The organism is Tenacibaculum sp. L6 (assembly GCF_028823685.1).
Lineage (GTDB): Bacteria > Bacteroidota > Bacteroidia > Flavobacteriales > Flavobacteriaceae > Polaribacter.
Genome location: NZ_JAPEHZ010000032.1, coordinates 1 through 25,924, shown reverse-complemented (window position 1 = coordinate 25,924; position 25,924 = coordinate 1). Strand labels below are relative to the sequence as shown.

At 33.2% G+C, this 25,924-nt stretch carries 23 protein-coding genes; 9 read left to right on the top strand and 14 right to left on the bottom strand.

From position 1 onward, the window contains the following. Positions 1-41 precede the first annotated feature (41 nt). Together OU788_RS07690 and glpQ are read left to right on the top strand one after the other, a co-directional pair. Entirely contained in the window at positions 42-1,535 is a 1,494-nt protein-coding gene (locus tag OU788_RS07690) for a YfcC family protein (protein ID WP_274634630.1), read from the top strand. Positions 1,536-1,538: 3 nt separating this feature from the next. Next, a complete protein-coding gene (glpQ, locus tag OU788_RS07685; RefSeq protein ID WP_274634629.1) occupies positions 1,539-2,516 on the top strand; it encodes a glycerophosphodiester phosphodiesterase in 978 nt (325 codons plus the stop codon). On the opposite strand, the gene OU788_RS07680 is transcribed toward glpQ, so the two are convergent. The 3 genes from OU788_RS07680 to aspS form a co-directional block, all read right to left on the bottom strand. Further along, positions 2,506-4,278: a chloride channel protein gene (locus OU788_RS07680; RefSeq protein WP_274634628.1), complete on the bottom strand. Its 1,773-nt coding sequence runs from the start codon at positions 4,276-4,278 to the stop codon at positions 2,506-2,508. The two genes, glpQ and OU788_RS07680, sit on opposite strands and share 11 nt — an antisense overlap. An 87-nt stretch (positions 4,279-4,365) precedes the next feature. Beyond that, positions 4,366-6,129, bottom strand: a complete 1,764-nt coding sequence (locus tag OU788_RS07675; protein WP_274634627.1) for an APC family permease — start codon at positions 6,127-6,129, stop codon at positions 4,366-4,368. Positions 6,130-6,235: 106 nt separating this feature from the next. Continuing rightward, positions 6,236-7,990, bottom strand: coding sequence for an aspartate--tRNA ligase (aspS, locus tag OU788_RS07670; protein ID WP_274634626.1), 1,755 nt, complete (start codon positions 7,988-7,990; stop codon positions 6,236-6,238). Positions 7,991-8,170: 180 nt separating this feature from the next. On the opposite strand from aspS, the gene OU788_RS07665 reads away from it, so the two are divergent. After that, positions 8,171-8,515, top strand: a complete 345-nt coding sequence (locus OU788_RS07665; protein WP_274634625.1) for a HopJ type III effector protein — start codon at positions 8,171-8,173, stop codon at positions 8,513-8,515. 127 nt (positions 8,516-8,642) lie between these two features. Here OU788_RS07665 and OU788_RS07660 read toward each other — a convergent pair whose 3' ends face one another. Then, positions 8,643-9,287, bottom strand: coding sequence for a hypothetical protein (locus OU788_RS07660; RefSeq protein ID WP_274634624.1), 645 nt, complete (start codon positions 9,285-9,287; stop codon positions 8,643-8,645). Between the two features lie 113 nt (positions 9,288-9,400). On the opposite strand from OU788_RS07660, the gene OU788_RS07655 reads away from it, so the two are divergent. Beyond that, on the top strand, positions 9,401-9,622 hold the full coding sequence (locus OU788_RS07655) for a hypothetical protein (RefSeq protein ID WP_274634623.1): 222 nt from the start codon (positions 9,401-9,403) through the stop codon (positions 9,620-9,622). A 58-nt stretch (positions 9,623-9,680) separates the two neighbouring features. Here the strand turns inward: OU788_RS07655 and OU788_RS07650 are convergent, their stop codons facing one another. The 3 genes from OU788_RS07650 to pheS all read right to left on the bottom strand — a co-directional run bounded on the left by OU788_RS07650 (position 9,681) and on the right by pheS (position 12,623). Then, the gene (locus OU788_RS07650) at positions 9,681-11,045 is read right to left on the bottom strand and encodes an alanine/glycine:cation symporter family protein (RefSeq protein ID WP_274634622.1); all 1,365 of its coding nucleotides are present in this window, start codon (positions 11,043-11,045) and stop codon (positions 9,681-9,683) included. Positions 11,046-11,134: 89 nt separating this feature from the next. Further along, positions 11,135-11,530, bottom strand: coding sequence for a hypothetical protein (locus tag OU788_RS07645; RefSeq protein WP_274634621.1), 396 nt, complete (start codon positions 11,528-11,530; stop codon positions 11,135-11,137). Between the two features lie 73 nt (positions 11,531-11,603). Then, positions 11,604-12,623 (bottom strand): phenylalanine--tRNA ligase subunit alpha, encoded by a 1,020-nt coding sequence (gene pheS, locus OU788_RS07640; protein WP_274634620.1) that lies wholly within the window; start codon positions 12,621-12,623, stop codon positions 11,604-11,606. A gap of 172 nt (positions 12,624-12,795) precedes the next feature. Between pheS and gdhA the strand changes: the two genes are divergently transcribed. Further along, complete coding sequence (gene gdhA / locus OU788_RS07635; protein WP_274634619.1) at positions 12,796-14,139, top strand: NADP-specific glutamate dehydrogenase; 1,344 nt, start codon at positions 12,796-12,798, stop codon at positions 14,137-14,139. A 76-nt stretch (positions 14,140-14,215) separates the two neighbouring features. Here the strand turns inward: gdhA and OU788_RS07630 are convergent, their stop codons facing one another. From OU788_RS07630 to OU788_RS07615, 4 genes are all read right to left on the bottom strand, one after another. After that, a complete protein-coding gene (locus OU788_RS07630) occupies positions 14,216-14,548 on the bottom strand; it encodes a hypothetical protein (RefSeq protein ID WP_274634618.1) in 333 nt (110 codons plus the stop codon). A 393-nt stretch (positions 14,549-14,941) separates the two neighbouring features. Next, a complete protein-coding gene (gene glmS, locus OU788_RS07625; protein ID WP_274634617.1) occupies positions 14,942-16,798 on the bottom strand; it encodes a glutamine--fructose-6-phosphate transaminase (isomerizing) in 1,857 nt (618 codons plus the stop codon). 9 nt (positions 16,799-16,807) lie between these two features. Further along, entirely contained in the window at positions 16,808-18,370 is a 1,563-nt protein-coding gene (locus tag OU788_RS07620; RefSeq protein ID WP_274634616.1) for a DUF4270 family protein, read from the bottom strand. After that, a complete protein-coding gene (locus tag OU788_RS07615; protein WP_274634615.1) occupies positions 18,370-19,185 on the bottom strand; it encodes a glycogen/starch synthase in 816 nt (271 codons plus the stop codon). Before OU788_RS07615 ends, OU788_RS07620 begins: the two co-directional genes overlap by 1 nt. Before the next feature lie 96 nt (positions 19,186-19,281). Between OU788_RS07615 and panC the strand changes: the two genes are divergently transcribed. The 4 genes from panC (at position 19,282) to radA (ending at position 23,041) form a co-directional block, all read left to right on the top strand. Next, positions 19,282-20,130, top strand: a complete 849-nt coding sequence (panC, locus tag OU788_RS07610) for a pantoate--beta-alanine ligase (protein WP_274634614.1) — start codon at positions 19,282-19,284, stop codon at positions 20,128-20,130. Between the two features lie 96 nt (positions 20,131-20,226). Further along, positions 20,227-20,577: an aspartate 1-decarboxylase gene (gene panD / locus OU788_RS07605; protein WP_274634613.1), complete on the top strand. Its 351-nt coding sequence runs from the start codon at positions 20,227-20,229 to the stop codon at positions 20,575-20,577. A gap of 1 nt (position 20,578) precedes the next feature. Next, complete coding sequence (locus tag OU788_RS07600) at positions 20,579-21,535, top strand: lysylphosphatidylglycerol synthase transmembrane domain-containing protein (protein ID WP_274634612.1); 957 nt, start codon at positions 20,579-20,581, stop codon at positions 21,533-21,535. Between the two features lie 135 nt (positions 21,536-21,670). Beyond that, a complete protein-coding gene (gene radA, locus OU788_RS07595; RefSeq protein WP_274634611.1) occupies positions 21,671-23,041 on the top strand; it encodes a DNA repair protein RadA in 1,371 nt (456 codons plus the stop codon). Positions 23,042-23,181: 140 nt separating this feature from the next. On the opposite strand, the gene OU788_RS07590 is transcribed toward radA, so the two are convergent. The 3 genes from OU788_RS07590 to OU788_RS07580 form a co-directional block, all read right to left on the bottom strand. Then, positions 23,182-24,174 carry a transglycosylase domain-containing protein gene (locus tag OU788_RS07590; protein WP_274634610.1) on the bottom strand — a complete coding sequence of 331 codons (993 nt, stop codon included), beginning with the start codon at positions 24,172-24,174 and terminating at the stop codon, positions 23,182-23,184. Positions 24,175-24,473: 299 nt separating this feature from the next. Next, positions 24,474-25,382: a transglycosylase domain-containing protein gene (locus OU788_RS07585; RefSeq protein WP_274634609.1), complete on the bottom strand. Its 909-nt coding sequence runs from the start codon at positions 25,380-25,382 to the stop codon at positions 24,474-24,476. A gap of 77 nt (positions 25,383-25,459) precedes the next feature. Continuing rightward, positions 25,460-25,924, bottom strand: a 465-nt coding sequence (locus tag OU788_RS07580; RefSeq protein WP_274634608.1) for a hypothetical protein, incomplete at its 5' end; no start/stop codon positions are given.

The following is a 25,924-nucleotide window of genomic DNA, read 5'->3' as shown; positions in this document are numbered from 1 at the left end:
GCTTTTTTTATATTTTTAACAACTCAAATAAAACGTGCACATTGAAAAATATAAAATTCCCAACACCGCATACCATTTTATTATTAATAGCAGGGTTTGTTGCTGTTTTAACGTGGTTTATACCCGCAGGTAAATTCGATACTTTACAGTATCAAGAAGCTGATAATTCTTTTGTTTATAAACATTTAGAAGAAGAAAAAACAATGCCTGTGAATCAAGAAACTTTGGAGAGTTTAGGAATTAAAATTCCGTTAGAAAAATTCACGAGTGGAGATATTGCAAAACCGATTAGTGTACCAGGAACCTATACCCAACTAGACCCAAAACCTCAAGGGTTTTTAGACTTTTTTAAATCCCCTATAAAAGGAATTATTCAATCTTCGGATATTATCCTGTTTGTATTAATTTTAGGAGGAATCATTGGTATTATGAACTTTACAGGAGCTTTTGATGCGGGTATTGCATGGTTAGCAAAAACATTGAAAGGGAAAGAATATTGGTTGATTTTTGTGGTAACTACTTTAATTGCTGTTGGAGGAACTACCTTCGGATTAGCAGAAGAAACCATTGCTTTCTATCCGATTCTAATTCCGATTTTTTTAGCAGCAAAATACGACGCTATTGTGGCTTTAGCTTGCGTGTATATTGGATCATCTATTGGTACGATGTGCTCAACGGTAAATCCGTTTAGTGTAATTATCGCTTCAGATGCTGCTGGAATTAACTGGACGACTGGTTTTACAGGAAGATTATTAATGCTGATTGGAGGAATAATCATCTGTGTGATTTATATTCTGCGATATGCTAACAAAGTTCAAAAAGACCCGACAAAATCGATTATATACGATCAAAAAGAAATGATAGAAGGTCTTTTTGGAAGCTCAACATCAAACACACATACATTAACAGGAAGATTACGTATCATATTAACTGTTTTTGCCATGTGTTTTGTGATTATGATTTACGGAGTTTCTCGTTTAGGGTGGTGGTTTGAAGAAATGACTGTGGTATTTTTAATAGGAGCAATTTTAATTGGTTTCTTAGCTAAAATGAAGGAAGAAAACTTTGTGACCACTTTCATAAAAGGAGCAAACGATTTATTAGGAGTTGCTTTTATTATTGGTATTGCTCGTGGTGTTTCTGTATTGATGGAACAAGGGCTGATAAGCGACACTATCTTACAACATGCAAGTGAGTTTACCACAGGAATGTCTAAAGGAATTTTTACAAATGTGATGCTGTTTATTTATTCAGGATTGTCTTTTTTTATTCCAAGTTCTTCAGGAATGGCGGTGTTGACGATGCCAATTATGTCGCCTTTGGCAGATACAGTAGGTGTAGGTAGAGAAGTGATTGTAAATGCTTATCAATATGGAATGGGGCTGTTCGCTTTTATCAACCCAACAGGATTGATTTTAGCATCGTTGGCAATAGTAAAAGTAGGATACGATAAATGGTTAAAATTTGTAATTCCGTTAGTAGTTATTTTAACTGTTTTCACCATGATTGCCTTAACTGTTCAAGTGTATTTATAACCGATGAAACGAATTTGTACTTTTCTTTTTTTTAGTGTTTTCTTAGGATGTACACCTGTTAAAAAATCAACAAAAATGAATACAAAAACTGTCATAGCACATCGAGGAGCCTCAGGATATTTACCTGAACACACTATGGAAGCTAAAGCGATGGCGTATGCGATGAATCCTGATTATATTGAACAAGATTTGGTGTTGAGTAAAGATGATGTTCCTATTGTGATTCATGATATTGAATTGGATGATGTTACTGACGTTGCCCAAAAATTTCCTGAAAGAAAACGAGAAGATGGACGTTTTTATGTGATTGATTTTACTTTTGATGAATTGCAGCAATTACATGTTACAGAACGTTTCAATCCGAAGACGGGAGAGCAAGTGTATCCGAATCGATTTCCGAAGGGAAAGGGGAGTTTTAAATTACATTCTTTACAACAAGAAATAGAATTGATTCAGGGATTGAATGCTTCCACAGGAAAAAATATCGGAATTTATCCAGAAATTAAAAATCCAGAATTCCATCATCAAAACGGAAAAGATATTGCTAAAATTACCTTGGATATCCTTTCTGAGTACGGTTACAAAACCAAGGAAGATAAATGTATGTTTCAATGTTTTGATGCTAAGGAGCTAGAACGTGTTCGAAAAGAATTACAATCGGACTTGTTTTTAGTGCAATTAATTGAGTTTCCTGAAGAAACCAAACAACTTCAATATTTCGCAACCTATGCAGATGGATTAGGGCCTTGGTATAAACAAATTTTAGATAAAAAAGTAGGAGAGAAGTGGCAGTTTACAACGCTTGTTGAAGATGCTCACAAATTGGGATTACAAGTACACCCGTATACATTTAGAGCTGATCAACTAGAAGAGTTTTCTTCTTTTGAAGAAATGATGCAAGTACTCTTTTTTGAAGCAAAAATTGATGGCGCTTTTACCGATTTTCCTGATAAAATGGTTCAATTTTTAGCTAAACAGTAACTTCTAATAATTTTTTACGGTAAACCGAAAGTAGTTTTGATTTAGAAATAAAACCAATATATACCCCATTTTTAACTACGGGTAGATTCCAAGCGCCACTTTCTTTAAATTTGTCCATCACTTTTTCAGTAGTATCGTTGTAGAAAATTATAGCTGGGGCAATTTTCATAATATCTCTCACTTTGGTGGCTTCGTATAATTCTTGATTAAACATCATAGGACGAATATCATCTAACAAAACAATTCCTATAAACTTGTTTTCATCGTCAACCACAGGGAAAATATTACGTTTGGATTTTGCTACAGCTTGTTTTAGCATATCACCGAGACTCATTTCTGGATGAATTTTCACAAAGTTTTTCTCAATAACTTGACTCATTCTCATCATCATCATCACATTTTTGTCTTTGTTATGCGTAAATAACTCTCCACGTTCGGCCAATTCAATTGTATAAATAGAGTTTGACACAAAATATTTAGTAATAGCAAACGAAACGGCAGCAACCAACATTAGTGGAACAAATAAGTCATAACCTCCTGTGATTTCGGCAATTAAGAAAATTGCGGTTAAGGGTGCGTGTAGCACACCTGCCATTAAACCTGTCATACCAATTAAGGTAAAATTGGTTTCAGAAACATCAAATCCAAATTGATTGATGACTTTAGCAACAGCATTTCCTAAAGTACTTCCCATTACCAATGTAGGAATAAAGATTCCTCCAACTCCACCAGCAGCGAAGGTGGTGGTCATAGCAATTGCTTTAAATATTCCAATAAGTAACAAAAAAACAATGACCATCCATACATTTTCAAAATCGATATTGTAATGAATACTTTTTAAGGCTTCTGGTGCATTTTCAGAGAGTAAGTTGTTGATGATTCCGTATCCTTCACCATATAGTGGAGGGATTAAAAAAAGCACCAATCCGATAGCAATTCCACCAAAAACCAACCGTTTAAAAGGTGTGTACTGTTTGAAAAAATTCGTTATTCTGAAATATATTTTTGAAAAATAGACAGATGAAAATCCTGTGAAAATAGCTAGAACTAAGTAAAAAATCAAGTCGTTAATTTCAAAAGCTTGTTGTAGTTTTACGCTAAATAATACGTCTTTTCCTAAAAAGAAATAAGAAGTTATCACCGCAGAAACCGATGCTAGTAATAACGGAACTAAAGATGCAAAAGCGATATCTAAACTAAAAATTTCTACAGCAAAAATAATGGCTGCAATAGGAGCTTTAAACATAGATGACATTGCCCCAGCAGTTGCACAACCAATTAATAACATTCGGGTTCTCATGTTCATATGAAATAGCTGTGCTACTCCAGAACCTAACGCTGCTCCAGTACTTACAGCAGGTCCTTGTAATCCTGCAGACCCTCCAAAACCAACTGTGATTGGTGCGGTAATAAGTGACGCATACATTTTGTAACTCTCTATAATTCCGTTTTTCTTGGAAATTGATTGTAACGTGGTAGAAATACCATGACCAATATCTTTTTTGATTAGATATTTTTTAATGTAATACACTAAAAATAATCCGATGATAGGAAAGATAAAGTATAGTGAATGATGGTATTCTTCAATAAGGCCATCTTCTAAAATATTATGAAAAAAGAACGTGAGGTTTTTTAAGATTAACGTACCTAAACCCGCTAAAAAACCTACTAAAACACTCAATATATAGATAAATTGACGTTCAGAAATATGTTTATACCTCCAAACAAGTATTTTCTTGTAAATTTCTTTTGATGATAGCATTGTGCTTCAGAGCCTTAGTTGATATATGAAAACCTAGTTATGAATAATTAAAGATACTACCATCTTTTTAATTTATGAATAATTTTATTACACAATTAAGCGAACACCACCTAGTTCTTCTACTTTATAAGGAAACTTTTTACTTGGTGCTCCTATAAACATGAAATTAATTGGGATGTTCCATTTTTCAGATAATTCTTTGATTAATTCTGGAGTGAATTTTCCTTCAACTACTTGGAAATCGACTTTAATTTCAGGGTACTCTTTGTCTAAAAATGTAATTTCACTTGGTAAATTTTCAGGAATAGTTTGCCCTTTTTCCAACGCTAACACAATTTTTATTTTCTTAGTATGTTCGTTTCTAATAATGTATAACATTACTTTATTAAGAGTAGCAATGTTGTCTCCCTTGGTAAAAAACACAAATTCTTGAGAGTTTATTTTGTCTACGGTTTGGGTAATTTTTTTATCTACGTTAAAAACTAACCTTCTTAGCGGATTAAAGATAGCATAGATTATTTGTAGTACTAGCTTTAACAAAACCGTACGGTTTAACATGATGATGACAAAAATAATTGTAGGAACAAAATAGTCTAAGAAGACTATAGTATTACTAGGTAAATCGTCTTTAGGATCCATTAAAATATTACCAGCTAGAGCAGAAGACACGGCTATGATTGCTAATATAACAGAAGCCCAAGGAGCTTTTTCTGGTCTAGGTAATTGGTTCCTTCTTATTTTTAAAAGAATGTTTCCTATAGCAAACAAAGCCATTACCGATAAGAATGAAATTGTATACACGCCAGCTAATAAAGCAACATTTCCATTGGTTATGAGTAATACAGAAACTGCCAGAATAAAGAATAAAATAATGATTCGGTAAGAGCTTCCTCTTTTATTTTTCTTTAAAAAGAATTGAGGCATGATGCGATCTAAGGTCATACGCTCTAAGAGTCCTGTTACCCCCACAAAACTAGTTAAAACAGCACCACTCAACACCAAGAAAGCATCAACAGCAATAATAGCAGCTACCCATTCTCCTCCAACAAATTCTCCCATTTGAACTAATAAAGTGTTTTGGTAATCTGCACTTTGTAATACGGGAATAGCAAATAATGATAAAGCAAAAATAGCCATTAAAGGGTTGATAATACTCACGATTATCCACATATTTTTTAATGTTTTTGGAAACACACCTTTTTGCTGTTCTTCAACAAAATTGGCAGAACTTTCAAAACCAGAAACCCCTAACATTGAAGCTGCAAAACCAAAAAAGATGGCATACCAAATACTATTTTCCGATTGATATCCCCAGTTTTTAAAAAGAATATCGATACCGTTTTGAGATAAATAAAAGATGATAAAAAAGGTTAGTACAACTAACGATACTAAATGAAACAAAAAAATACCAACCGCTACTTTAGCCGATTCGGTAATACCGCCTATGGTTAATAATGCGAAAAATAATAAAAGTCCAACAGTTGCTATAATAATTGGCATAGAAGGAATTAGGTGATGTAAGTAATGAATAGCTTCATTGGCAGAAATTACAGCGGTAGCCATATACGAAAGTATGGTTAAGGTTGCAGCAAAAGAAGCCATCATTTTACTTGTCGTATTCAATAAAGCATTGTAAGCACCTCCGTTCAGTGGCATTGCACCAACAACTTCACCATAAATTTTTCTGAATAAAAATAGTACTAATGATACTATTAAAAGTGTTATCCATGCATATTGACCGGCAAAGGCTATTGCTAAGGCAGATACATACAAAACAGAAGAGCTGATGTCATTACCACAAATGGCAGTTGATTCTAATTCATTTAGCTTTTTAGAAACGTTGTGTTTCATAATATTATTGATTAGTTTTTTTGAGATTTAGTCTTTTTCAAGAAGTGTAACGATTTGTACATTAAAGGTAATAAAAAACCCTGCATAATTTGCAGGGTTCTTATTTTTAAGCTTTTACATCTAGTTTGATGCTTAGTTCTTGTAATTGTTCATCGTCTATAGTTGCAGGTGCGTCTATCATTACATCGCGACCTGAATTGTTTTTAGGGAAGGCAATAAAATCACGAATAGTTTCTTGTCCTCCTAAAATAGCTACCAAACGATCTAATCCGAAAGCTAACCCTCCGTGAGGTGGTGCTCCGTATTCGAAAGCATCCATTAAGAATCCGAACTGTGCTTTTGCTTCTTCTTCAGTAAATCCTAAGTGTTTAAACATGATTGCCTGAGTTTCTTTATCGTGAATTCTGATTGAACCTCCACCAATTTCATTTCCGTTTAACACTAAATCGTAAGCATTTGCTTTTACTGCTCCTGGATCTGTGTCTAATAATGCTAACTGACCTGGTTTAGGAGAGGTAAATGGGTGGTGCATTGCGTGGTAGTGACCAGTTTCTTCATCTAACTCTAATAACGGGAAATCGATTACCCATAAAGGAGCAAATTCATCAGGTTTACGTAAACCTAAACGTTCTGCCATTTCCATACGTAAAGCACTTAATTGTGCACGAACTTTGTTGGTGTTTCCTGAAAGAATACAGATTAAATCTCCTGCTTTAGCACCTGTAGCTTCTGCCCATTTTGCTAAATCGTCTTGATCGTAGAACTTGTCTACTGATGATTTAAAGCTTCCATCCTCGTTACATTTTACATACACCATTCCTAAAGCTCCTACTTGTGGACGCTTAACCCAATCGATTAATTTATCAATTTCTTTACGAGTGTATGAATTTCCACCTGGTACAGCAATTCCCACTACTAACTCAGCATCGTTAAAAACTTTGAAGTCTTTGTGTTGAGCTACTTCGTTTAACTCGCCAAACTCCATTCCGAAGCGAATATCTGGTTTATCATTACCATATTTACGCATCGCTTCATCAAAAGTAATTCTAGGGAATTTGTCTACTTCAACTCCGTTGATTTCTTTTAATAAATGACGTGTCATTCCTTCAAAAATCTCTAAAATATCTTCTTGCTCAACAAACGCCATTTCACAATCTATTTGTGTAAACTCTGGTTGACGGTCGGCACGTAAATCTTCATCTCTAAAACACTTAACAATCTGGAAGTATTTATCCATACCACCTACCATTAACAACTGTTTAAAGGTTTGTGGCGATTGTGGTAAGGCATAAAACTGACCAGCATTCATACGTGAAGGCACTAAGAAATCACGCGCTCCTTCTGGAGTAGATTTGATTAAATATGGAGTTTCAACATCAATAAATCCTTTGTCAGATAAATATTTGCGAACTTCCATCGATACTTTATGACGGAAAACCAAGCTGTTTTTTACCGGATTACGACGAATATCTAAATAACGATATTTCATTCGAATATCTTCACCACCGTCAGTTTCATCTTCAATAGTAAAAGGTGGTAATTTAGCCTCGTTTAAAATTTCTAAGTTTGATACTAAAACTTCTACATCACCTGTTGGGATATTCGCATTTTTAGATTGACGCTCAATTACGGTACCAGTTACTTGCACAACAAACTCACGCCCTAAAGTTTTAGCCTTCTCCATTAAATCTTTAGAAGTACGTTCTTCGTCGAAAATTAACTGTGTAATTCCGTAACGATCACGTAAATCTACCCAAATCATAAAACCTTTATCACGTGATTTTTGTACCCATCCAGCAAGGGTAACTTCAGTATTAATGTGCGATGCTCTTAACTCACCACAAGTATGCGTTCTGTACATTTTTAAAAATTTTATTCTCGCATAGCGAGATTTTCTACAAATTGTCATTCCGAACTTGTTTCGGAATCTAGAAATTTTTGCTGTGCAAATTTAACTATAAATGTTAGTTTGTAAAAAATTACTACGAGTTAGTTTTTATGAGTTTAAATCTTTTGTTTTGTAGTGTAAAACCTTTTTAAAATGACACTAGATACATTTAAACAAACGATACAAAATACACCGGAAAAAGTTGAGTTTTCTGATACTATTTCAGTGATTGAAAACGTATATAACTTTACGCCAACTGCTTTTAAAAATGGCGATTTATATAATGAAGCTGAAAAAAATCAAGGTTCATGTAAAGTGTTTTCGTTTGCTATACAACTGGGATTAAGTAAAGAAGAAACCTTGGCTTGTTTTGGACAGTATTATTTTGAAGATGTTTTAAAAAATACTGAAGGAACAGATCATCAAAACATTAGAAATTTTATAAAAACTGGTTTTGAAGGATTGCTTTTTGAAGGAGAAGCGCTAACAAAACGTTAAGTATTGTTAGAAAGTTAGTCTGTTTCTTCTATCTCAAATAAGTACTCCAAAACCACCTTAAAGATTAAGTCTTTATAAAGTAATTAGAACTTTATTATTTATTGATTAAAAATTAATTCTTTTATCTCTAAATCAAATTCACTTTTAATAATTTGTTTAAAAAAATCTTTTTAGAGTTAATTTTTATAATTTGATAAATATTATAATCTGAAACGTATGGAGCAAAACTTAATCCTAAAAAAAAGTTTCCTTTAAATTCTCTGAGAAACCATCCACCTAAATCACTATCATTAAAATAATTAGTTTCAAATCCGAATTTGCCAATTGTATTGTGAGATAATTGATTTAAGAATTTTAGATTTATAGTGTCTTTAACATTATTGAATTTATTCTTACTCAATAAATCAATAATTTCTCTTCTCGACTTTTTTATTTTCTTATCTAACTTCAAAGGATAAAAATATCTTAACACATTAGATTCAACATCATTAACGATTATCGAATCGTTATTATAAACCTCATATTTTACCCAACTATCACTATTATGAGTTGAAATTTTTTTATTGGTTTTATCGATTGTAAAATTAATAATTGTATCAGTGTAGACTGGTCTAATATTTTGCTTTTCAAAATTAATCGTTAATCCTAGAACATGATGATGACTAGATTTTGTTTTATTAATGATTTCATATTTCTTATATATCCACACTCCTTCTTGAGCAATAGATACTTGTATAAAAAAGAATAATAAGATAAATAATGTTCTTTTCATAGGACTAACATAATGAATTATTTATTGAGTTAATTTAAAAATCTAAACATTTTGGTTTATTGTGGTGATAATCGGTTTATTATAGTTATATTTATAATAAATGATGTTTGATTATGAAGAATTCAGCTATGTTTTTGGTGTTGTTTACTACTGTTTTCTTATTTATACTAACAGGTTTGGTTTTTGCTAAAATAGGTTTTAGTTGGGTGTTTATACTTACCGTGATAGGTCAATTATTAGTAGTTTTAATGGTGTATAAAGTACTACGAGACCATTATACGACCAACAAAACTTTTGAAGATTTTTATGAAGATTTTCCTATAGGCAGAGAGTAAAACTAACGCCACAGGTTAATAAATAATTACATGTCATTTTTGTTTTACAGAAATGACACTAAAAAGAATTTGTTTTTAACTTCTGAAAATACTTTGCAGCTTCTCTTTTTACTTTTGGCGCTAAAATTAGCGTTGAAAGCACAGTAGGAATTGCCATTAAAGCATAAGCACTATCAATTAGGTTGATAACAAAATCTAATTTTATAATAGAAGCAATTACAATAGTAATGATGTAAATGTAATTATATGATTTTCCAATTTTGGTATTGGTTAAAAAGCTTAAACAACTAAATCCGTAAAAAGAGTAGGTGAAGAGTGTTGAAAAAGCAAAAATCAATACACAAATGGTTAAAATAACACTTCCTATGTTGTGAGGAAGTACCGCATCAAATGCAGCTAAGGTCATAGAAATTCCGTTACCTTCAAAACCTTTCCAAACTCCTGAAGCTAAAATAGCTAAGGCGGTTAAAGAACAAACTAATAATGTATCAATAGCAGGGCCTAACATAGCAACTAATCCTTCACGGATAGGTTCTTTGGTTTTTGCCGTTCCGTGCATCATAGGTGCAGTACCTAAACCAGCCTCGTTAGAAAAGGCAGCTCGTTTTACTCCTGTAATTATCAAGACACCTAAGGCGCCACCTAAAACAGATTTTCCTGAAAAAGCATCTTCAAAAATTAAAGAAAAAATTGCAGGAACTTGTTCCATTCTTAAAAATAGGATAGTTAACACTGTAATAAGGTATACTACTACCATTACAGGAACTAATTTCCCTGCAACACTACCAATTCGTTTAATTCCCCCAAAAATTACCATGGCAACAACAATGGCAATAGAAATACCTAATAATAATTTAGCGGTAAAATGATTGGTTTCATGTACTTGAAAAACATCAATTAATGTTTGTGTTAATTGGTTTGCTTGAAAAGCAGGGAGCGTTCCTATCAATCCAGCGGCAGAGAAAAATATAGCTAAAGGTTTCCATTTTTTTCCTAATCCCTCAGTAATAACATACATCGGACCGCCTTTTACATTTCCGTTTTCATCTTTTCCACGATACATAACGGATAAACTACAAGTGAAAAATTTGGTTGCCATTCCTACAAAAGCACTTACCCACATCCAAAAAATAGCACCAGGACCACCAGTTGCAATAGCAATGGCAACACCACTAATATTTCCCATTCCAACAGTAGCAGCAATAGCGGAAGACAAAGCTTCGTAGTGCGATAAATCTCCAGGAGAGTCTGCTTTGTCGTATTTCCCTCTTAAAATAGCAATGGCATGCCCCATATATCTGAATGGAACTAACCCTGAATAAATAAATAGGTATAAACCACCACCGATTAATAAAATTAATAAGGGAATTCCCCATACCCAAGAAGAAAATTGTGCAACTAAGTCTTGAATGTTTAAAAACATGAAATAGGATTTTTACGAAAGTACTAAAAAGAGATAGTAAAAAAAGAACGATAGTTGTGAATTAACAACTATCGTTCTTTTGTGAGTTTTTATTTACAAACAATTCCTCTTTTTCCTAAGAATTCAATATCTCTTAAAAAGCCTTCTTGAATAGTTTCTGCTTGAAAAATAAAGGTTTTATCATGGAGCCTATTATTTTCAAAAAATGTTACCTGAAAACGGTTGTCTAAATCGAACAATTCAGGTTGCATTAATTCAAACTTTTGATAGCTGTTAGCAGGAAGTTTGTCTATTTTTCTACGGAAAACAGAAGTGGTTTTAGTATCTGAGAATCCTTGAGAAACAATGACTACCATTTCTAGGTCAACATCCTTTCTGTTTAGAATGTATACATTCCAATCCTCTTTACCGTCAACTTCATTGGTTTCTAAAACTACAGCGATTTCTACACCTGTTACTTTAGGAATTTCAATATCTTTTTTCATTGAATATTTCTTTAAAAGGAAAGACGAAAGTTGAGTGCTTTCGTCTTTTATGTTGTTTGAATTTATCTTAAAATTAAATTACCGATTTAAATTGTTCTAAGAAACGTTTGTCATTTTCGTAGAACATACGGATATCTGGAATTTGATATAATAACATTGCAATACGCTCAATACCCATTCCGAAAGCGTAACCGCTATATTTTGTTGGATCGATATTACAGTTCTTTAAAACATTAGGATCTACCATACCACATCCCATAATTTCTAACCAACCGGTACCTTTAGTTATTCTGTAATCAGTTTCAGTCTCTAGTCCCCAGTAAATGTCTACTTCGGCACTTGGCTCAGTAAATGGGAAATATGATGGGCGTAAACGTATTTTAGATTTACCAAACATTTCTTTGGTAAAGTATAATAAAGTTTGTTTTAAATCGGCAAAAGAAACATCTGTGTCAATGTATAAACCTTCTACTTGGTGAAAAATACAGTGTGCACGTGCAGAAATATCTTCGTTTCTAAATACACGTCCTGGAGAAATTGTACGAATTGGAGGTTCGTTGTTTTCCATGTAACGTACTTGTACCGATGAGGTATGTGTTCTTAATAAGGTATCAGGATTCTTTTCAATAAAGAAAGTATCCTGCATATCGCGTGCTGGATGATACTCTGGTAAGTTTAAAGCTGTAAAGTTGTGCCAATCATCTTCAATTTCTGGACCTTCAGAAACGGTAAAACCAATTCGGTTAAACACCTCAATGATTTGATTTTTTACTAATGAAATAGGATGGCGAGAACCTAAATTAATTGGTTCAGACGGACGTGTTAAGTCACCATAAACACCTTTGTCTTCAATAGCATTCTCAATAGCTTCCTTTAACGTGTTTACTTTTTCTTCAGCAGAAGTTTTAAGTAAATTGATGGTTTGACCAAATTCTTTCTTTTGGTCGTTAGGTACATTTTTAAATTCAGCAAATAAATCTTTTAAAATTCCTTTACTTCCTAAATATTTAATTCTAAACGCTTCAATTTCTTCTTTTGAAGTAGTATTAAAAGCATTTACCTCTCCAATCAATTCTTTTACCTTGTCTAACATAATCTGTCCAAAAGTTAAGTGGCAAATTTACGTTTTTTTGTGAAAAAAAAAGGGGTTTTAAGAGTCTTTGCTTATAATACTAGCGAAACAAGGAAATTAACCAGTAAAATGGAAATTAAAAAATAGTAAATTAAGTATATTTGTATAGTAAAAATACAGAACAACTAAATTTATGGAGTCTAAAATAAATGCATTTATGGATTACGTTAAAGAGCGTAATGCATACGAACCAGAGTTTTTGCAAGCTGTACATGAAGTAGCAGAAACTGTAATTCCGTTTATAGAAAACAATCCAAAGTATCAAGGTAAAAAGTTACTAGAACGCATGGTTGAACCTGAGCGTACGATTATGTTTAGAGTACCTTGGGTTGATGATAACGGAGAAACTCAAGTAAACAGAGGATATAGAGTAGAGTTTAACTCAGCTATTGGTCCTTACAAAGGAGGTTTACGTTTTCATCCATCAGTAAACTTATCAATTTTAAAATTTTTAGGATTTGAACAAGTTTTCAAAAACTCATTAACTACCTTACCAATGGGTGGAGGTAAAGGAGGATCTGACTTTAACCCTAAAGGAAAATCTGATCGTGAAGTTATGGCGTTTTGTCAATCTTTTATGACAGAGTTAGCGCGTCATATTGGTCCTGATACTGATGTTCCTGCGGGAGATATTGGTGTAGGTGGCCGTGAAATTGGATACATGTTTGGTCAGTACAAACGTTTACGTAACGAATTTACAGGTGTTTTAACTGGTAAAGGAGCTTCTTGGGGAGGTTCATTAATCCGTCCTGAAGCTACAGGTTATGGTGATGTTTACTTTGCAGAAAACATGTTAAAAACAAAAGGAGATTCTTTTGAAGGAAAAACGGTAGTTGTTTCTGGTTCTGGTAACGTAGCACAATATGCAACTGAAAAAGCAACTGAATTAGGTGCAAAAGTGGTTACAATGTCTGATTCTTCTGGATATATCTATGATGAAGCTGGTATTGACGCTGAAAAATTAGCTTTTGTAATGGAGTTAAAGAATGTAAAGCGTGGACGTATTAGTGAATATGTAGATCAATATCCATCAGCTAAGTTTTTTGCAGGAGAAAGACCATGGGGAACTAAATGTGATGTAGCGTTACCTTGTGCAACTCAAAATGAGTTAAACGGTGAAGAGGCTACAACTTTAGTTACTAACGGATGTATGTGTGTAGCTGAAGGAGCAAATATGCCTTCTACTCCAGAAGCTATTGAAGTATTCCAAAATGCAAAAATATTATTTGCACCAGGAAAAGCATCTAATGCAGGTGGAGTTGCTACTTCAGGGTTAGAAATGTCTCAAAACTCTTTACGTTTGTCTTGGACTCGTGAAGAGGTTGATGCTAAATTACATTCAATTATGAACAATATTCACGAAGCTTGTGTTAAGTACGGTACGCAAGAAGGTGGATATGTAGATTATGTTAAAGGAGCAAATGTTGCAGGTTTCGTTAAGGTTGCTGATGCAATGTTAGATCAAGGAGCTGTGTAATAAATAGCACATATATAAGTAAAAACCTCATAGATATCTATGAGGTTTTGTTTTTTAGTAGAGGAATGAAAATGGGCTATTTTAAAGGGCTCTTTATCGTTAAAGGCATCTTATAAAAGCTGTTTTTTAATGTTGATTTTTTACTAATCAATTTATAGTTCAACCTGCTTTTTACATACTGACAAATTTGTTCAGTGTTGCAGTTAACGTTCAAAATAACAATCTCACCGTTTTTATTAATTAAAAACTCAACGGTAGTCTTTACTTCCTCATCAAGGATAAAGTTTGGGTTACCTAGTAACTCAACAATTTTAGTTCTGATTTCTTCTTTTTTTGAAGGATTTTCATTTACTGAAAACACTGATGTGTTCATTAACGTAACGAATACGAATACAAATAACTTTTTCATTTTTTAGAGATTTAGAGTTTGTTAAAATTTGTTGCTGTAAAAGTACTGTTAATGAGTTGTTTGAGTGTTGTGTTGTTGATTAATAAAAGATTGTTTTAAGGTAAAAGAATGAGTAACGATTGGTTAGTTTACATAGAGTTAATATTGATAATATTTATCTTTTTTGTTGATTTCATTTCTTGTTTTTCAATCAATAATTTGTTTTTTATTTAAGATGCTAATTTTATTTAGAAAAATTAAGAAAAATTAATATTTCTAAGAGTTAGTTTTAGGTTATAACTCTCTTGAAAATTCCTTTTTACTCGATGTTTTTTATGATAATTCTTAAGGAAAAGACATAAAAAAATCCTGAGAAAACTCTCAGGATTTATATTTTAAATAAAAATCGATTTATTATTCTACAGTAACCGATTTTGCTAAATTTCTAGGTTGATCTACGTTTTTACCTAACATTACGGCTATATGATATGATAATAACTGTAACGGAATCGTAGTTAATAAAGGAGTAAAAGCTTCTTCAGTATCAGGAATTTCAATCACGTGATCTGCAATTTCTTTAACCGTTTCATCACCTTCAGTAACAATCGCTACAATTTTACCACTTCTCGATTTAATTTCTTGAATGTTACTTACTACCTTTTCATAATGACCTCTACTAGTAGCGATTACAAAAACAGGCATGTTTTCATCAATTAAAGCGATAGGTCCGTGTTTCATTTCTGCAGCAGGATATCCCTCAGCATGGATATAAGAAATCTCTTTTAGTTTTAAAGCTCCTTCTAAAGCAACAGGGAAGTTAAATCCTCTGCCTAAATATAAGCAGTTCTTTGCGTCTTTATAAACAGCTGCTATTTCTTTAACTTGAGCATCAATTTTTAATAAATCTTCTACTTGTGTAGGAATTTGTTGCATCGTTTGCAAGTAGTTGTTTACAGCCGATGTAGATAAAGTTCCTTTAGCTTGCGCTAACTTTAAAGCTATTAAAGAAAGCACTGTTATTTGTGTTGTAAATGCTTTTGTAGAAGCTACTCCAATTTCTGGTCCAGCATGAGTATAAGCCCCAGCATGCGTTTCTCTAGCAATAGACGAACCTACTACGTTACATACTCCAAATACAAAAGCTCCTTTAGATTTTGCTAATTTAATAGCAGCTAATGTGTCAGCAGTTTCTCCAGATTGCGAAATAGCAATTACTACATCGTTTGGAGTGATAATTGGGTTACGATATCTAAATTCAGAAGCATATTCTACTTCAACAGGAATACGAGCCATATCTTCAAAAAGATATTCTCCAACTAAACCTGCATGCCAAGAAGTACCACATGCTACAATGATAATTCTGTCTGCATTTAAAAACTTAGACATGTTATCATCAACACCAGCCATTCGGATGATTCCCTCATTGGCTAACATTCTACCTCTATAGGTATCGATAATCGCTTTAGGTTGTTCGTAAATTTCTTTCAACATAAAGTGGTCGTATCCACCTTTTTCTATTTGCTCTAAGCTTAATTGTAATTTTTGAATATTCGCATCGATTTCTTTATCGTTTTCAATCTTACGAACTTTAATTCCTTTATCTTTTTTTATGATGGCTAACTCACCATCTTCAAGATAAATCGCATCTTTGGTATATTCAATAAAAGGAGAAGCATCAGAAGCTACAAAAAACTCTTCATTGTTTTTTCCAACACCAATAGCAATCGGACTACCTAAACGAGCTACTACTAACTCATTTGGTTTCGTTTTATCAAAAACAGCAATTGCATAAGCTCCAATCACGTTGGTAAGTGCAATTTGAACAGCTTTACCTAGTTTACAACTTTCACTTTTCTTAACTTCTTCAATAAGGTTTACTAAAACTTCAGTATCAGTATCACTTTTAAATTCGTAACCTCTAGAGATTAACTCTTTTTTAATAGTATCGTAATTCTCAATAATACCATTATGTACAATCACTAAATCTCCAGATTGAGAAAAATGTGGATGTGAATTTACATCATTAGGTACACCGTGAGTTGCCCAACGCGTGTGTCCTATTCCTATTTTTCCAACTTTTCGTTCTTCTTCTTTATTGGTAATTACTTCTAAGTCTGAAACTTTTCCTTTGGTTTTAGATAAATGCATCGCTTCCCCATCGTACATCATGATACCAGCACTATCGTAACCTCTATATTCTAAACGCTTTAACCCGTTAATTACAATAGGGTAAGCATCTCTGTGTCCTATATAACCTGTGATTCCACACATAACAATTTCTTATTTTTCTTTTGAATATGATATTTTAAAAATAGCTTTTTTTGTTCCGTTAGCAGCTTCATTTCCATTTAATAAAGTTACTGCTCTAGGATTCCAATTGTATGTTTTTACGTTTGTGTTAACTCCTCCAGTACTACTTGTAGTAGGGAAATCCGTAGGGTTGTACACTTTTAATACTAATGGTTCGGCTGTGAAATTATCTTCGCCAGCTAATAAATTAGTAATATAGTTAGTGATTCTAAAAGTATATTTTTCAGGAGTTTTGTTATCTTCTGCCAAACTAAGACTTCCTCCAAAAGTACCTGTTTCAGTATAAACATCTGAAATATGGGTAGGAGAAATTTCTCCTGCACCGTTGTCTTTATTCTGATACAAGAATAATTGCTGAGGTGTAGTACTTTTATTGTTGTTAATGCTTTGGTTAACATAAAATGTTAGTGAGGCATCATTAATTAAAAGGTTTTGGCTTTTTAATTCTTGAAGTATGGTGTCATCTAAAATTTTAACTTCTGCCATACTACCTGCTGTTCCTTGAATTACAAAATTGTTTGCAGGAGCAGCTGAAGTAGCATCTGTCATTTTATAAACACTGTTTCTTACTCCTGAAAGAGGGAAACTAAATACTTCTTTAGCAGTATTTTTTATTGTTGTGCCATCAACGTCAGACCTAGTGTATAAGAAATCTATAGATGGTACTGGATTTGCAGAGGTTAAATTAAGCGGAACCATAGATCCGTCATTTCCTGTAGCAATTATTTTAATCCCTCTAAAGTAATTATCAAAAGCCTCTTTAGAAGCGAACTTTCCACTTTGAAATTCATCCCAAAATAAGGTCTTCATTGTAGTTAGATCTAAAGGAATTGCTAAAAAGGGAACATTCAAATCCTGTGAGTTTGTAGCTCTGATAGTATCTTTATATGTTGTTGTATTTGTTAACGAAATAGATCTGTCAATTCTATCAAAAATAAACTCAGTATCAGTAGCTTTAGGTCTTAACTCATATATGCCACCATCTTCGTTTAACACTACGTTTCCTGCGTATTCATCATCAGAAAAGAATGTATTCTTTTTAGATGGGTCGTTAGGGTTTAATGAGTTTAGGTATGTTTCGTTTTGTAGTACTTGAATAGAAGTAGCAATTGTAGGGTCTCCTAAAATAGAGTCTAGCCTAAAAGTTGTTACATTATCAGTAGTACCTGTAGAAGTTGCTTGATAAGGAATTTTTAAGATAACCTTCTCAAGGTTAAAAACAGTTGTGTCTGTATTCTTATTGTTTGGGTTTTCAATAAAACCTAGTTGAGAAACGATAGAGGCTTCAATCTTTTTTCCGTTAGGGTTGTTGTACACACCCAACCAATACTCACTAATATTAGCATTGATATTGTCTGCTTGAACTTTTTGAATATCTATAGGAGTGATTTCAACATCTAATAAAATTTCTCCTGTTTCAAATTTATCGTTTGTAACAACATTTGTTCCTACATCACTAAAGTCTTTTTCACAAGATGTAAAAGCTGCTAAACATAACAGGCTAATACCTAATGCACCAATTTTTCTAATCATTATTCGCTTAATTCTAAAACGTTTTCTTTGTAAAATTCTAAATATGCTTCGGTTAAAGTCTCTTCAGACTGAAAATCTAACACTTTTGCATTTGTTTCTTCAATAAAAGCTTCAATTTCGTCTGGTAAAACTTCACTACCTTTTATAACAGCATCTGAGTTTTCAATAGCGCTTTTTAAAATATTTAAATGACTTGGTGTTTCGATGGTTACTACTTTAGATTCTTCAATCTTGTCAAAACGAACCTTGTTAGCCATTTCTTTATTTAAATCTTCAATGTCACTATTATACAGCGAAGTTACAATCTTACTTTCTGCAAACAAAGGTTCTTCTTTATAATATTCTCTTAAATATAGAGGTAATAAAGAGGCCATCCATCCGTGAACATGAATAATATCTGGAGCCCAGTTTAGTTTTTTAACGGTTTCAACAACACCTTTAGCGAAGAAAATCATGCGCTCATCGTTATCTTCAAAAAGCTTATCATCTTCGTCAGAATAAACGGCTTTACGCTTAAAGTATTCATCATTGTCAATAAAGTATACTTGCATTCTTTCTTTAGGAATAGAGGCAACTTTAATTATTAAAGGCATGTCCATGTCGTTAATAATCAGGTTCATACCCGAAAGGCGAATAACTTCGTGCAATTGATGCCTGCGCTCGTTAATTACCCCAAATCGAGGCATGAAAATACGGGTTTGAATTCCTTTAGAATGTGCATTTTTAGCAACGTTAAATGCGGTAGACGATAATTCTGTTTCTGGTAAATAAGGGGTAACCTCAGACGAAACATATAAAATTCTCTTATCCTTCATTAAATCGGTCTCTTTTATTGAAGGTGCAAAAATACGAAAATTAATGCAAAAATCGTGTTAAATTGCTAATTTTGCATGCATTTCAATAAAATAACAATGAAAATTTTCACAAGAAAATCCGAATTAAAAGAGTTTTTATCAACTCAAAAAAAAGATGAAAAGTCTATCGGATTTGTCCCAACGATGGGAGCTCTTCACCAAGGGCATTTGTCACTTATAAAAAGAGCAAAAAAGAAGCACGACCTAGCTGTTGTAAGTGTTTTTGTAAATCCAACTCAGTTTGATAATAAGGAGGATTTAGCTAAATATCCTAAAACATACGATAACGATGTAGCTTTACTAGAGTCGGTTAATTGTGATGTGTTATTTTTCCCTTCGGTAGAGGAAATTTATGCTGAAAATGTAGTTTCAGAAAAATTTGATTTTGATGGTTTAGAACATCAAATGGAAGGAAAGTTTAGAGATGGTCATTTTGATGGAGTAGGTACTATTGTAAAAACCTTGTTTGAAATCGTTGAGCCAAATACAGCTTATTTTGGGAAGAAAGACTTTCAACAATTACAAATCATCAAAAAATTAGTTGAAAAATATGAGCTACCAGTAATAGTAAAAGGAAGACCAATTTTTAGAGAAGAAGATGGGTTGGCTATGAGCTCTCGAAATACACGATTGACTAAAGAGTATAGAGAAGCCGCACCTTTTATTTATAAAACCTTAAAAAAGGCAAAAAAGAAATTTGGTTCCAAAAGTCCAGAAGAGTTAACCAAATGGGTAGAAAAACAGTTCAAAAAACATCCGTTGCTAGAGCTGGAGTATTTTACTATTGCAGATGAAAAAACCTTGCAAACAGCAACAAAAAAGGAAGCAAACACCAAGTATCGCGCTTTTATAGCTGTTTTTGCAGGAGATATTCGTTTGATTGATAATATTCGTTTAAAGGATTAAACGGTTGAAAACTAGGTGAGGAATCAGGTTTTACAATAATGTTAAAATCATTAAAAAACAACTTAGTATTCATTAAAAAACAACTATTTTTGCAGCATGTTAGTACAAGTAGTAAAATCTAAAATACACCGTGTTAAAGTAACTAACGCGGATTTAAACTATATAGGAAGCATTACCATTGACGAGGATTTAATGGATGCAGCAGGTATTATTGAAGGTGAACGTGTTCAAATTGTAAACAACAATAATGGTGAGCGTTTAGAAACTTATGCGATTCCTGGACCAAGAAGAAGTGGTGAAATTACATTGAATGGTGCCGCTGCTCGTAGAGTTCAAAAAGGAGACATACTTATTTTAATTGTGTATGCCTTTATGGAACTAGAAGAAGCGAAGAAATTTAAACCACAATTGGTATTTCCTAACGAAGAAAATAACTTGCTAGAATAGTTTGAGTTTATCAGTCAAAAAAATCACAAAAATACTATTACCTCTCATTTTGGGAGGTTTTTTAGTTTGGTATTCATTGTCAAAAATTTCAATAGAAACCTTAGTTCAATATTTTAAAAATGCTAAATATTCGTGGATAGCTTTAGGGCTTTTCTTCGGAATATTAAGTCACTTATCTCGTGCTTATCGTTGGAAGTTTTTATTAGAACCAATGGGGTATAAACCAAACTTTGGTAATAGTACCATGGCAGTTTTAGTAGCCTACTTGGTAAATTATGCAGTACCAAGAGCCGGGGAAGTATCGCGTGCAGCAGTAATGACAAATTACGAAAAGATTCCGTTCGAAAAAGGTTTCGGAACCATTGTTGCCGAAAGAATGGCAGATTTGTTAATGATGCTAAGTATCGTTGCTATTACTCTTTTTGTACAATTCGATTTTATCTATCAACTGCTTACCGAAAACTTCAATCCTATTAAAAGTGGTATACTTTTAGCAGGTTTAGTGTTGTTTTTTGTGGTTTTTACACGTTTTGTAAAAAAAGCGCAATCAGGTATCGGATTAAAAATTAAAAACTTTGTAGTCGGTTTGGTTGAAGGGCTAATGAGTATCTTCAAAATGAAACACAAATGGGCGTTTATATTCCATACGGTATTCATTTGGGTGATGTATGTGCTAATGTTTTGGGCAACAATTCCCGCAATTGAAGGGTTACAAGTTCCATTAGGAGGTGTTTTAATCGGGTTTATCGCTGGTGGATTTGCAATTGCAGCTACTAACGGAGGTATCGGTTTGTATCCTGTTGCTGTAGCTGGAGCCTTAGCGTTATTCGGAATTGCAGAAGAGCCTGCAACCGCTTTTGGATGGATTATGTGGACTGCCCAAACCGCTATGATTATTGTCTTTGGAGGGTTGGCGTTTTTGTTCTTACCTATTTATAATAGAAATAAAAAAATATAGGGCGTTCCCTTTCAGGTCGCGCTTTCCGCACTCGCCTTAACGCAAACATTTGTTCAATAAAAAAGCAAAGTATTTTATATTTGAAACTTGTAACTTTAGCATTTTTCAATATTTAAAATGTGTTAAACTAAACCAATGGCAAAAACCAAAACAACTTTTTTCTGTCAAAACTGTGGAGCGCAACATGCGCAATGGGTAGGGCAATGTGGCTCATGTAAAGAATGGAACACCATTGTTGAAGAAGTAATTCAAAAAGAAGAAAAAAGAAGTTGGAAATCGCCATCAAACTCCCAAAAAAGAGTTGCAAAACCTTTACGTGTTGAAGATATTCAACTGAATCCAGAAGAACGTTTTGGAACTAAAAACCAAGAATTAGATACGGTTTTAGGTGGTGGATTGGTAAAAGGAGCAGTAGTATTATTAGGCGGAGAACCAGGAATTGGAAAATCTACGTTGTTGTTACAAATTGCTTTACAAATTCCGCAAAAAGTATTGTATGTGTCTGGAGAAGAAAGTCAGTCGCAGATAAAAATGCGTGCTGAACGTATCGAAGGAAAAAATCCTAACTGTTTAATTCTTACCGAAACTAATACCCAGCAGATTTTTAAAAATATAGAAGAAGTTCAGCCCGATGTGTTGGTAATCGATTCCATCCAAACCTTGCATACAAATTCTATTGAAGCTTCACCAGGAAGTATTTCGCAAATACGAGAAACTTCCGCAGAACTCATCAAGTTTGCTAAGGAAACTGCTACTCCGGTATTGTTAATAGGTCATATTAATAAAGAAGGGCATATTGCAGGACCAAAGATTTTAGAGCATATGGTAGATGTGGTGTTACAATTTGAAGGAGACCGAAATCATACTTATCGAATTTTACGCTCGCAAAAAAACCGTTTTGGTTCTACGGCAGAATTAGGAATCTACGAAATGTTATCAGATGGATTGAGAGAAGTATCGAATCCTTCAGAAATTTTAATCTCGAAAAAAGATGCAGACTTAAGCGGAACTGCGATTGCTTCCACCTTAGAAGGAATTCGTCCGTTAATGATAGAAATTCAAGCCTTGGTTTCTACAGCAGTTTACGGAACGCCACAAAGAACTACCACGGGGTATAACCTAAAACGCTTGCACATGATTTTAGCTGTGTTAGAAAAACGTGCGGGATTCAAATTAGGAGCGAAAGATGTGTTTTTAAATGTTACGGGAGGAATTCATGTAGATGATCCCGCGATAGATTTAGCGGTGGTGGCGGCAATTTTATCATCAAATCAAGATTTGGCCATCAATCCCGATGTGTGTTTTGCTGCAGAGGTTGGTTTAGCAGGGGAGATTCGTCCAGTTTCTAAAATAGATCAACGAATTACAGAAGCTGAAAAATTAGGCTATAAAACCTTTGTAACTTCAAAATACAACAAGATTACGAGTAAAAACCATTCGATAAAACTGATTTTAGTTAGTAAGATTGAAGAGGCTTTTGTTTGCTACCTTGTTTGCTTAAATTAATGTAAATGTGAGTTAGCTTGTTAAAATGTCACGTCGAGTGATTCCGATATTGTATCGGAATTGTATCGAGACGTCATTAGTTGGTTCTCGATACATCTTCCTTCGGTCGATACTCGAACTGACAGCGTTTTTACATGAAATTAATCTTCTTTTTTCTTTCCAAAAATTCTATTGAAAAATCCTTTAATTCCTTTTTCTCTGTATGGAGGACAATCGATTGAGGAAGATATTTCTTCTGGTATATCAAAAGAGGTTAAGTATTTTTCCTTTAGTTCAGGATTGTTTTCAATTTCTTTTAAAATGTTCGCAACAATTGGTAGGGCTAAAGAAGATCCCGAACCATTTCCACTGTTAAAATGTATGTCGTTTTTAGAAGTCCCAACCCAAGTTCCGAGAACAATATTCGGTGTATACGCCATAAACCAAGCGTTGGTATAGTTTTGAGCGGTACCTGTTTTACTGGCTAATGGGCTTTTAATTTTATACCTGTTTCTTATGCTGGCTCCTGTTCCTTGTTCTACAGCTTGCTGTAAAATGGTGGTTAGGGTTTGTGAGCTTTCTTCTGTAAATACTCTTTCGGGTTTTTGCACTTCGCTTTCATAAATGATATTTCCTTCTTTATCGGTAATTTTATGAATCATGTACAAATCATTCATCTCACCATTATTGGCAAAAGCACCGTAAGCTCTTGTGGTTTCAAAAAGTGATAAATCTAAAGTTCCTAAAGCAACAGAAGGAGCGTCGTTAGTAATTTCAGGGAATAGTAACTTTTTACAAGTGTCAATCAACCATTCTTTTTCTAGTTTAAAATATAGATTTACACTAGGAATGTTCATAGACTTCACCAACGCATACCACATGGCAACTTTTTTATCAGGAGTAGCGCTATGGTCGGCATTTTGTGGCTTCCAGTTATCGTATTCAGGATAGGTTTTTTCTTCGTTTTCAAAATAATCACACGGAGAAATTCCATTTTCCAGCGCTGTAGTATACAAAAACGGTTTAAAAGCTGAGGCTATTTGACGGTGTGATAACACCATATCAAAAGGAAGCGTATTAAAATTATTTCCGCCTACCCAACTAATTACTGCTCCGTTTTTCGGATTCGTAACCAAAACAGATGCATTCAGCATTTTATCATAATACCAAAGGCTATCAATTTTGTTTCCTGTGATGGTTTTTGTGCTATCCCAATCAAATAGTTGAATAGTTCTCTTTTGTTTATCGTTTTCTGTGAATTGTTGCTTCTTTAGCCATCTATTTTTTAGTCTGTTTGAAGCTAATTCTTTGTCTAACTGTTGTTGCTTAATGATGAGTTGTTCCTTCGCAGATTTCTCCGCAATTTTTTGAATCTCATAATTCAGTGTTGTATGAATTTTTAATCCGTCTGTTTCTAAATCATAGTCGCTGTTAGAAGTCTCATTAATAGTTTTTATAAGCTCCGAAGCTTTTTTCTCCGAACTTTTTTCTTTACCTGATACGTAAAATAACCCGCTGTTGTGTTTATGTCGAGATTATGATAGTTGAGCGTAATAGGTAGTTTTTGTAAACTGTCGGAAACTTTATTGCTTAAATAGGCTTCGCTATTCATTAATTGTAGTACCGTGTTACGACGTTTTTTAGCATTTTCTGGATTCAATCTTGGATTGTAGTAGGTGTTGGCTTTTAACATGCCTACAAGTACAGCTGATTCTTCGATGTTTAATTTGTTGACTGATTTATTAAAAAATCGATTAGCAGCCGATTCTATCCCAAAATTGTTTTCTCCAAAAGGAACTGAGTTTAAATACAATAACAAGATCTCATCTTTGCTGTACAGTTTCTCCATACGACTAGCAATAATGAGCTCTTTTATTTTGTTGATAGGCATGCTCAAAAAACCATGATATTGCCTTCCGTAGAGGTTTTTAATTAACTGTTGCGTAATGGTACTTCCACCACCTCCAGAGGCATCTTGTAGTAAAATACTTCTAAAGAAAACACGTACATAGCTTTGACCGTCGTATCCGTTATGTGAGTAAAATCGTTTATCCTCTGTAGCTATTAAAGCTTCTTTTAAATGATTTGGAATTTGTTCTAATTGAACATTAGTTCTATTCTCAGCAAATACTTTACCTATAATTACCTCGTCTGATGAATAGATTAATGAAGCTTCTTCGTTGATAATAGACGTTAATTCTTCTTTGTTAGGGAGTTTACCAAAGACCTCAAAATACACTAAGGAGAATAACACCACAACAGAAATAATACCAAAAAGAATGAGTCCTGTTATGGATTTCAATAAAAGACGTAAAGACCTTTTCTCTTTAAGTTTACGTTGTATTTCTTTCAATGTTTTCATTGTATAAAATAACGAATTCTTGTTGGTAAAATTATAAATGAATTTGTGATGGTTTTTGTTTTAGAAGATCTAAGAGGTTAGACTTCTTGGTCAAAAAACTCTTTTTCGTATTTTTTTTTAGTTTTTTGTCGAAGAAGTATAGCGTCAAAAAAATTATGGTTAATTAAACGCATGACTACAAATGAAATAAAAAAGAAGAAAAAATTTACAGTTAAAAAAATAGTATTAGGTAATGTTTTTAGTAGTTTAATAGCTAGCCATACAAAAGAGATAATTATTATAAAAATGAAATAACCAATAATTTTTTTATAATCTTCATTGATTTTGTCTTTAACATAATTAGCTTTTTCCTTTTCTATTTCTTCAATTACGTTATTTACCATTTTAATTGCATTTTCATTAGAACAAGAGGCTTGAAGATAAAACTTTCCTTGTGTAATATTGTCGCTAATTTTAACAGGAATATCACCTACATAACCTTCAATTTTTTTGAGTTTTATTTCTTCAATTAGTAATGCTTTTTTAAGTTCGACTAAACTAAC

Coding starts and splice junctions, on each gene's coding strand:
- glpQ (WP_274634629.1), top strand. CDS start 1,539: ATGAAACGAATTTGTACTTTTCTTTTTTTTAGTGTTTTCTTAGGATGT.
- OU788_RS07680 (WP_274634628.1), bottom strand. CDS start 4,278: ATGCTATCATCAAAAGAAATTTACAAGAAAATACTTGTTTGGAGGTAT.
- OU788_RS07675 (WP_274634627.1), bottom strand. CDS start 6,129: ATGAAACACAACGTTTCTAAAAAGCTAAATGAATTAGAATCAACTGCC.
- aspS (WP_274634626.1), bottom strand. CDS start 7,990: ATGTACAGAACGCATACTTGTGGTGAGTTAAGAGCATCGCACATTAAT.
- OU788_RS07665 (WP_274634625.1), top strand. CDS start 8,171: ATGACACTAGATACATTTAAACAAACGATACAAAATACACCGGAAAAA.
- OU788_RS07660 (WP_274634624.1), bottom strand. CDS start 9,287: ATGAAAAGAACATTATTTATCTTATTATTCTTTTTTATACAAGTATCT.
- OU788_RS07655 (WP_274634623.1), top strand. CDS start 9,401: ATGAAGAATTCAGCTATGTTTTTGGTGTTGTTTACTACTGTTTTCTTA.
- OU788_RS07650 (WP_274634622.1), bottom strand. CDS start 11,045: ATGTTTTTAAACATTCAAGACTTAGTTGCACAATTTTCTTCTTGGGTA.
- OU788_RS07645 (WP_274634621.1), bottom strand. CDS start 11,530: ATGAAAAAAGATATTGAAATTCCTAAAGTAACAGGTGTAGAAATCGCT.
- pheS (WP_274634620.1), bottom strand. CDS start 12,623: ATGTTAGACAAGGTAAAAGAATTGATTGGAGAGGTAAATGCTTTTAAT.
- gdhA (WP_274634619.1), top strand. CDS start 12,796: ATGGAGTCTAAAATAAATGCATTTATGGATTACGTTAAAGAGCGTAAT.
- OU788_RS07630 (WP_274634618.1), bottom strand. CDS start 14,548: ATGAAAAAGTTATTTGTATTCGTATTCGTTACGTTAATGAACACATCA.
- glmS (WP_274634617.1), bottom strand. CDS start 16,798: ATGTGTGGAATCACAGGTTATATAGGACACAGAGATGCTTACCCTATT.
- OU788_RS07620 (WP_274634616.1), bottom strand. CDS start 18,370: ATGATTAGAAAAATTGGTGCATTAGGTATTAGCCTGTTATGTTTAGCA.
- OU788_RS07615 (WP_274634615.1), bottom strand. CDS start 19,185: ATGAAGGATAAGAGAATTTTATATGTTTCGTCTGAGGTTACCCCTTAT.
- panC (WP_274634614.1), top strand. CDS start 19,282: ATGAAAATTTTCACAAGAAAATCCGAATTAAAAGAGTTTTTATCAACT.
- panD (WP_274634613.1), top strand. CDS start 20,227: ATGTTAGTACAAGTAGTAAAATCTAAAATACACCGTGTTAAAGTAACT.
- radA (WP_274634611.1), top strand. CDS start 21,671: ATGGCAAAAACCAAAACAACTTTTTTCTGTCAAAACTGTGGAGCGCAA.
- OU788_RS07590 (WP_274634610.1), bottom strand. CDS start 24,174: ATGCTGAATGCATCTGTTTTGGTTACGAATCCGAAAAACGGAGCAGTA.
- OU788_RS07585 (WP_274634609.1), bottom strand. CDS start 25,382: ATGAAAACATTGAAAGAAATACAACGTAAACTTAAAGAGAAAAGGTCT.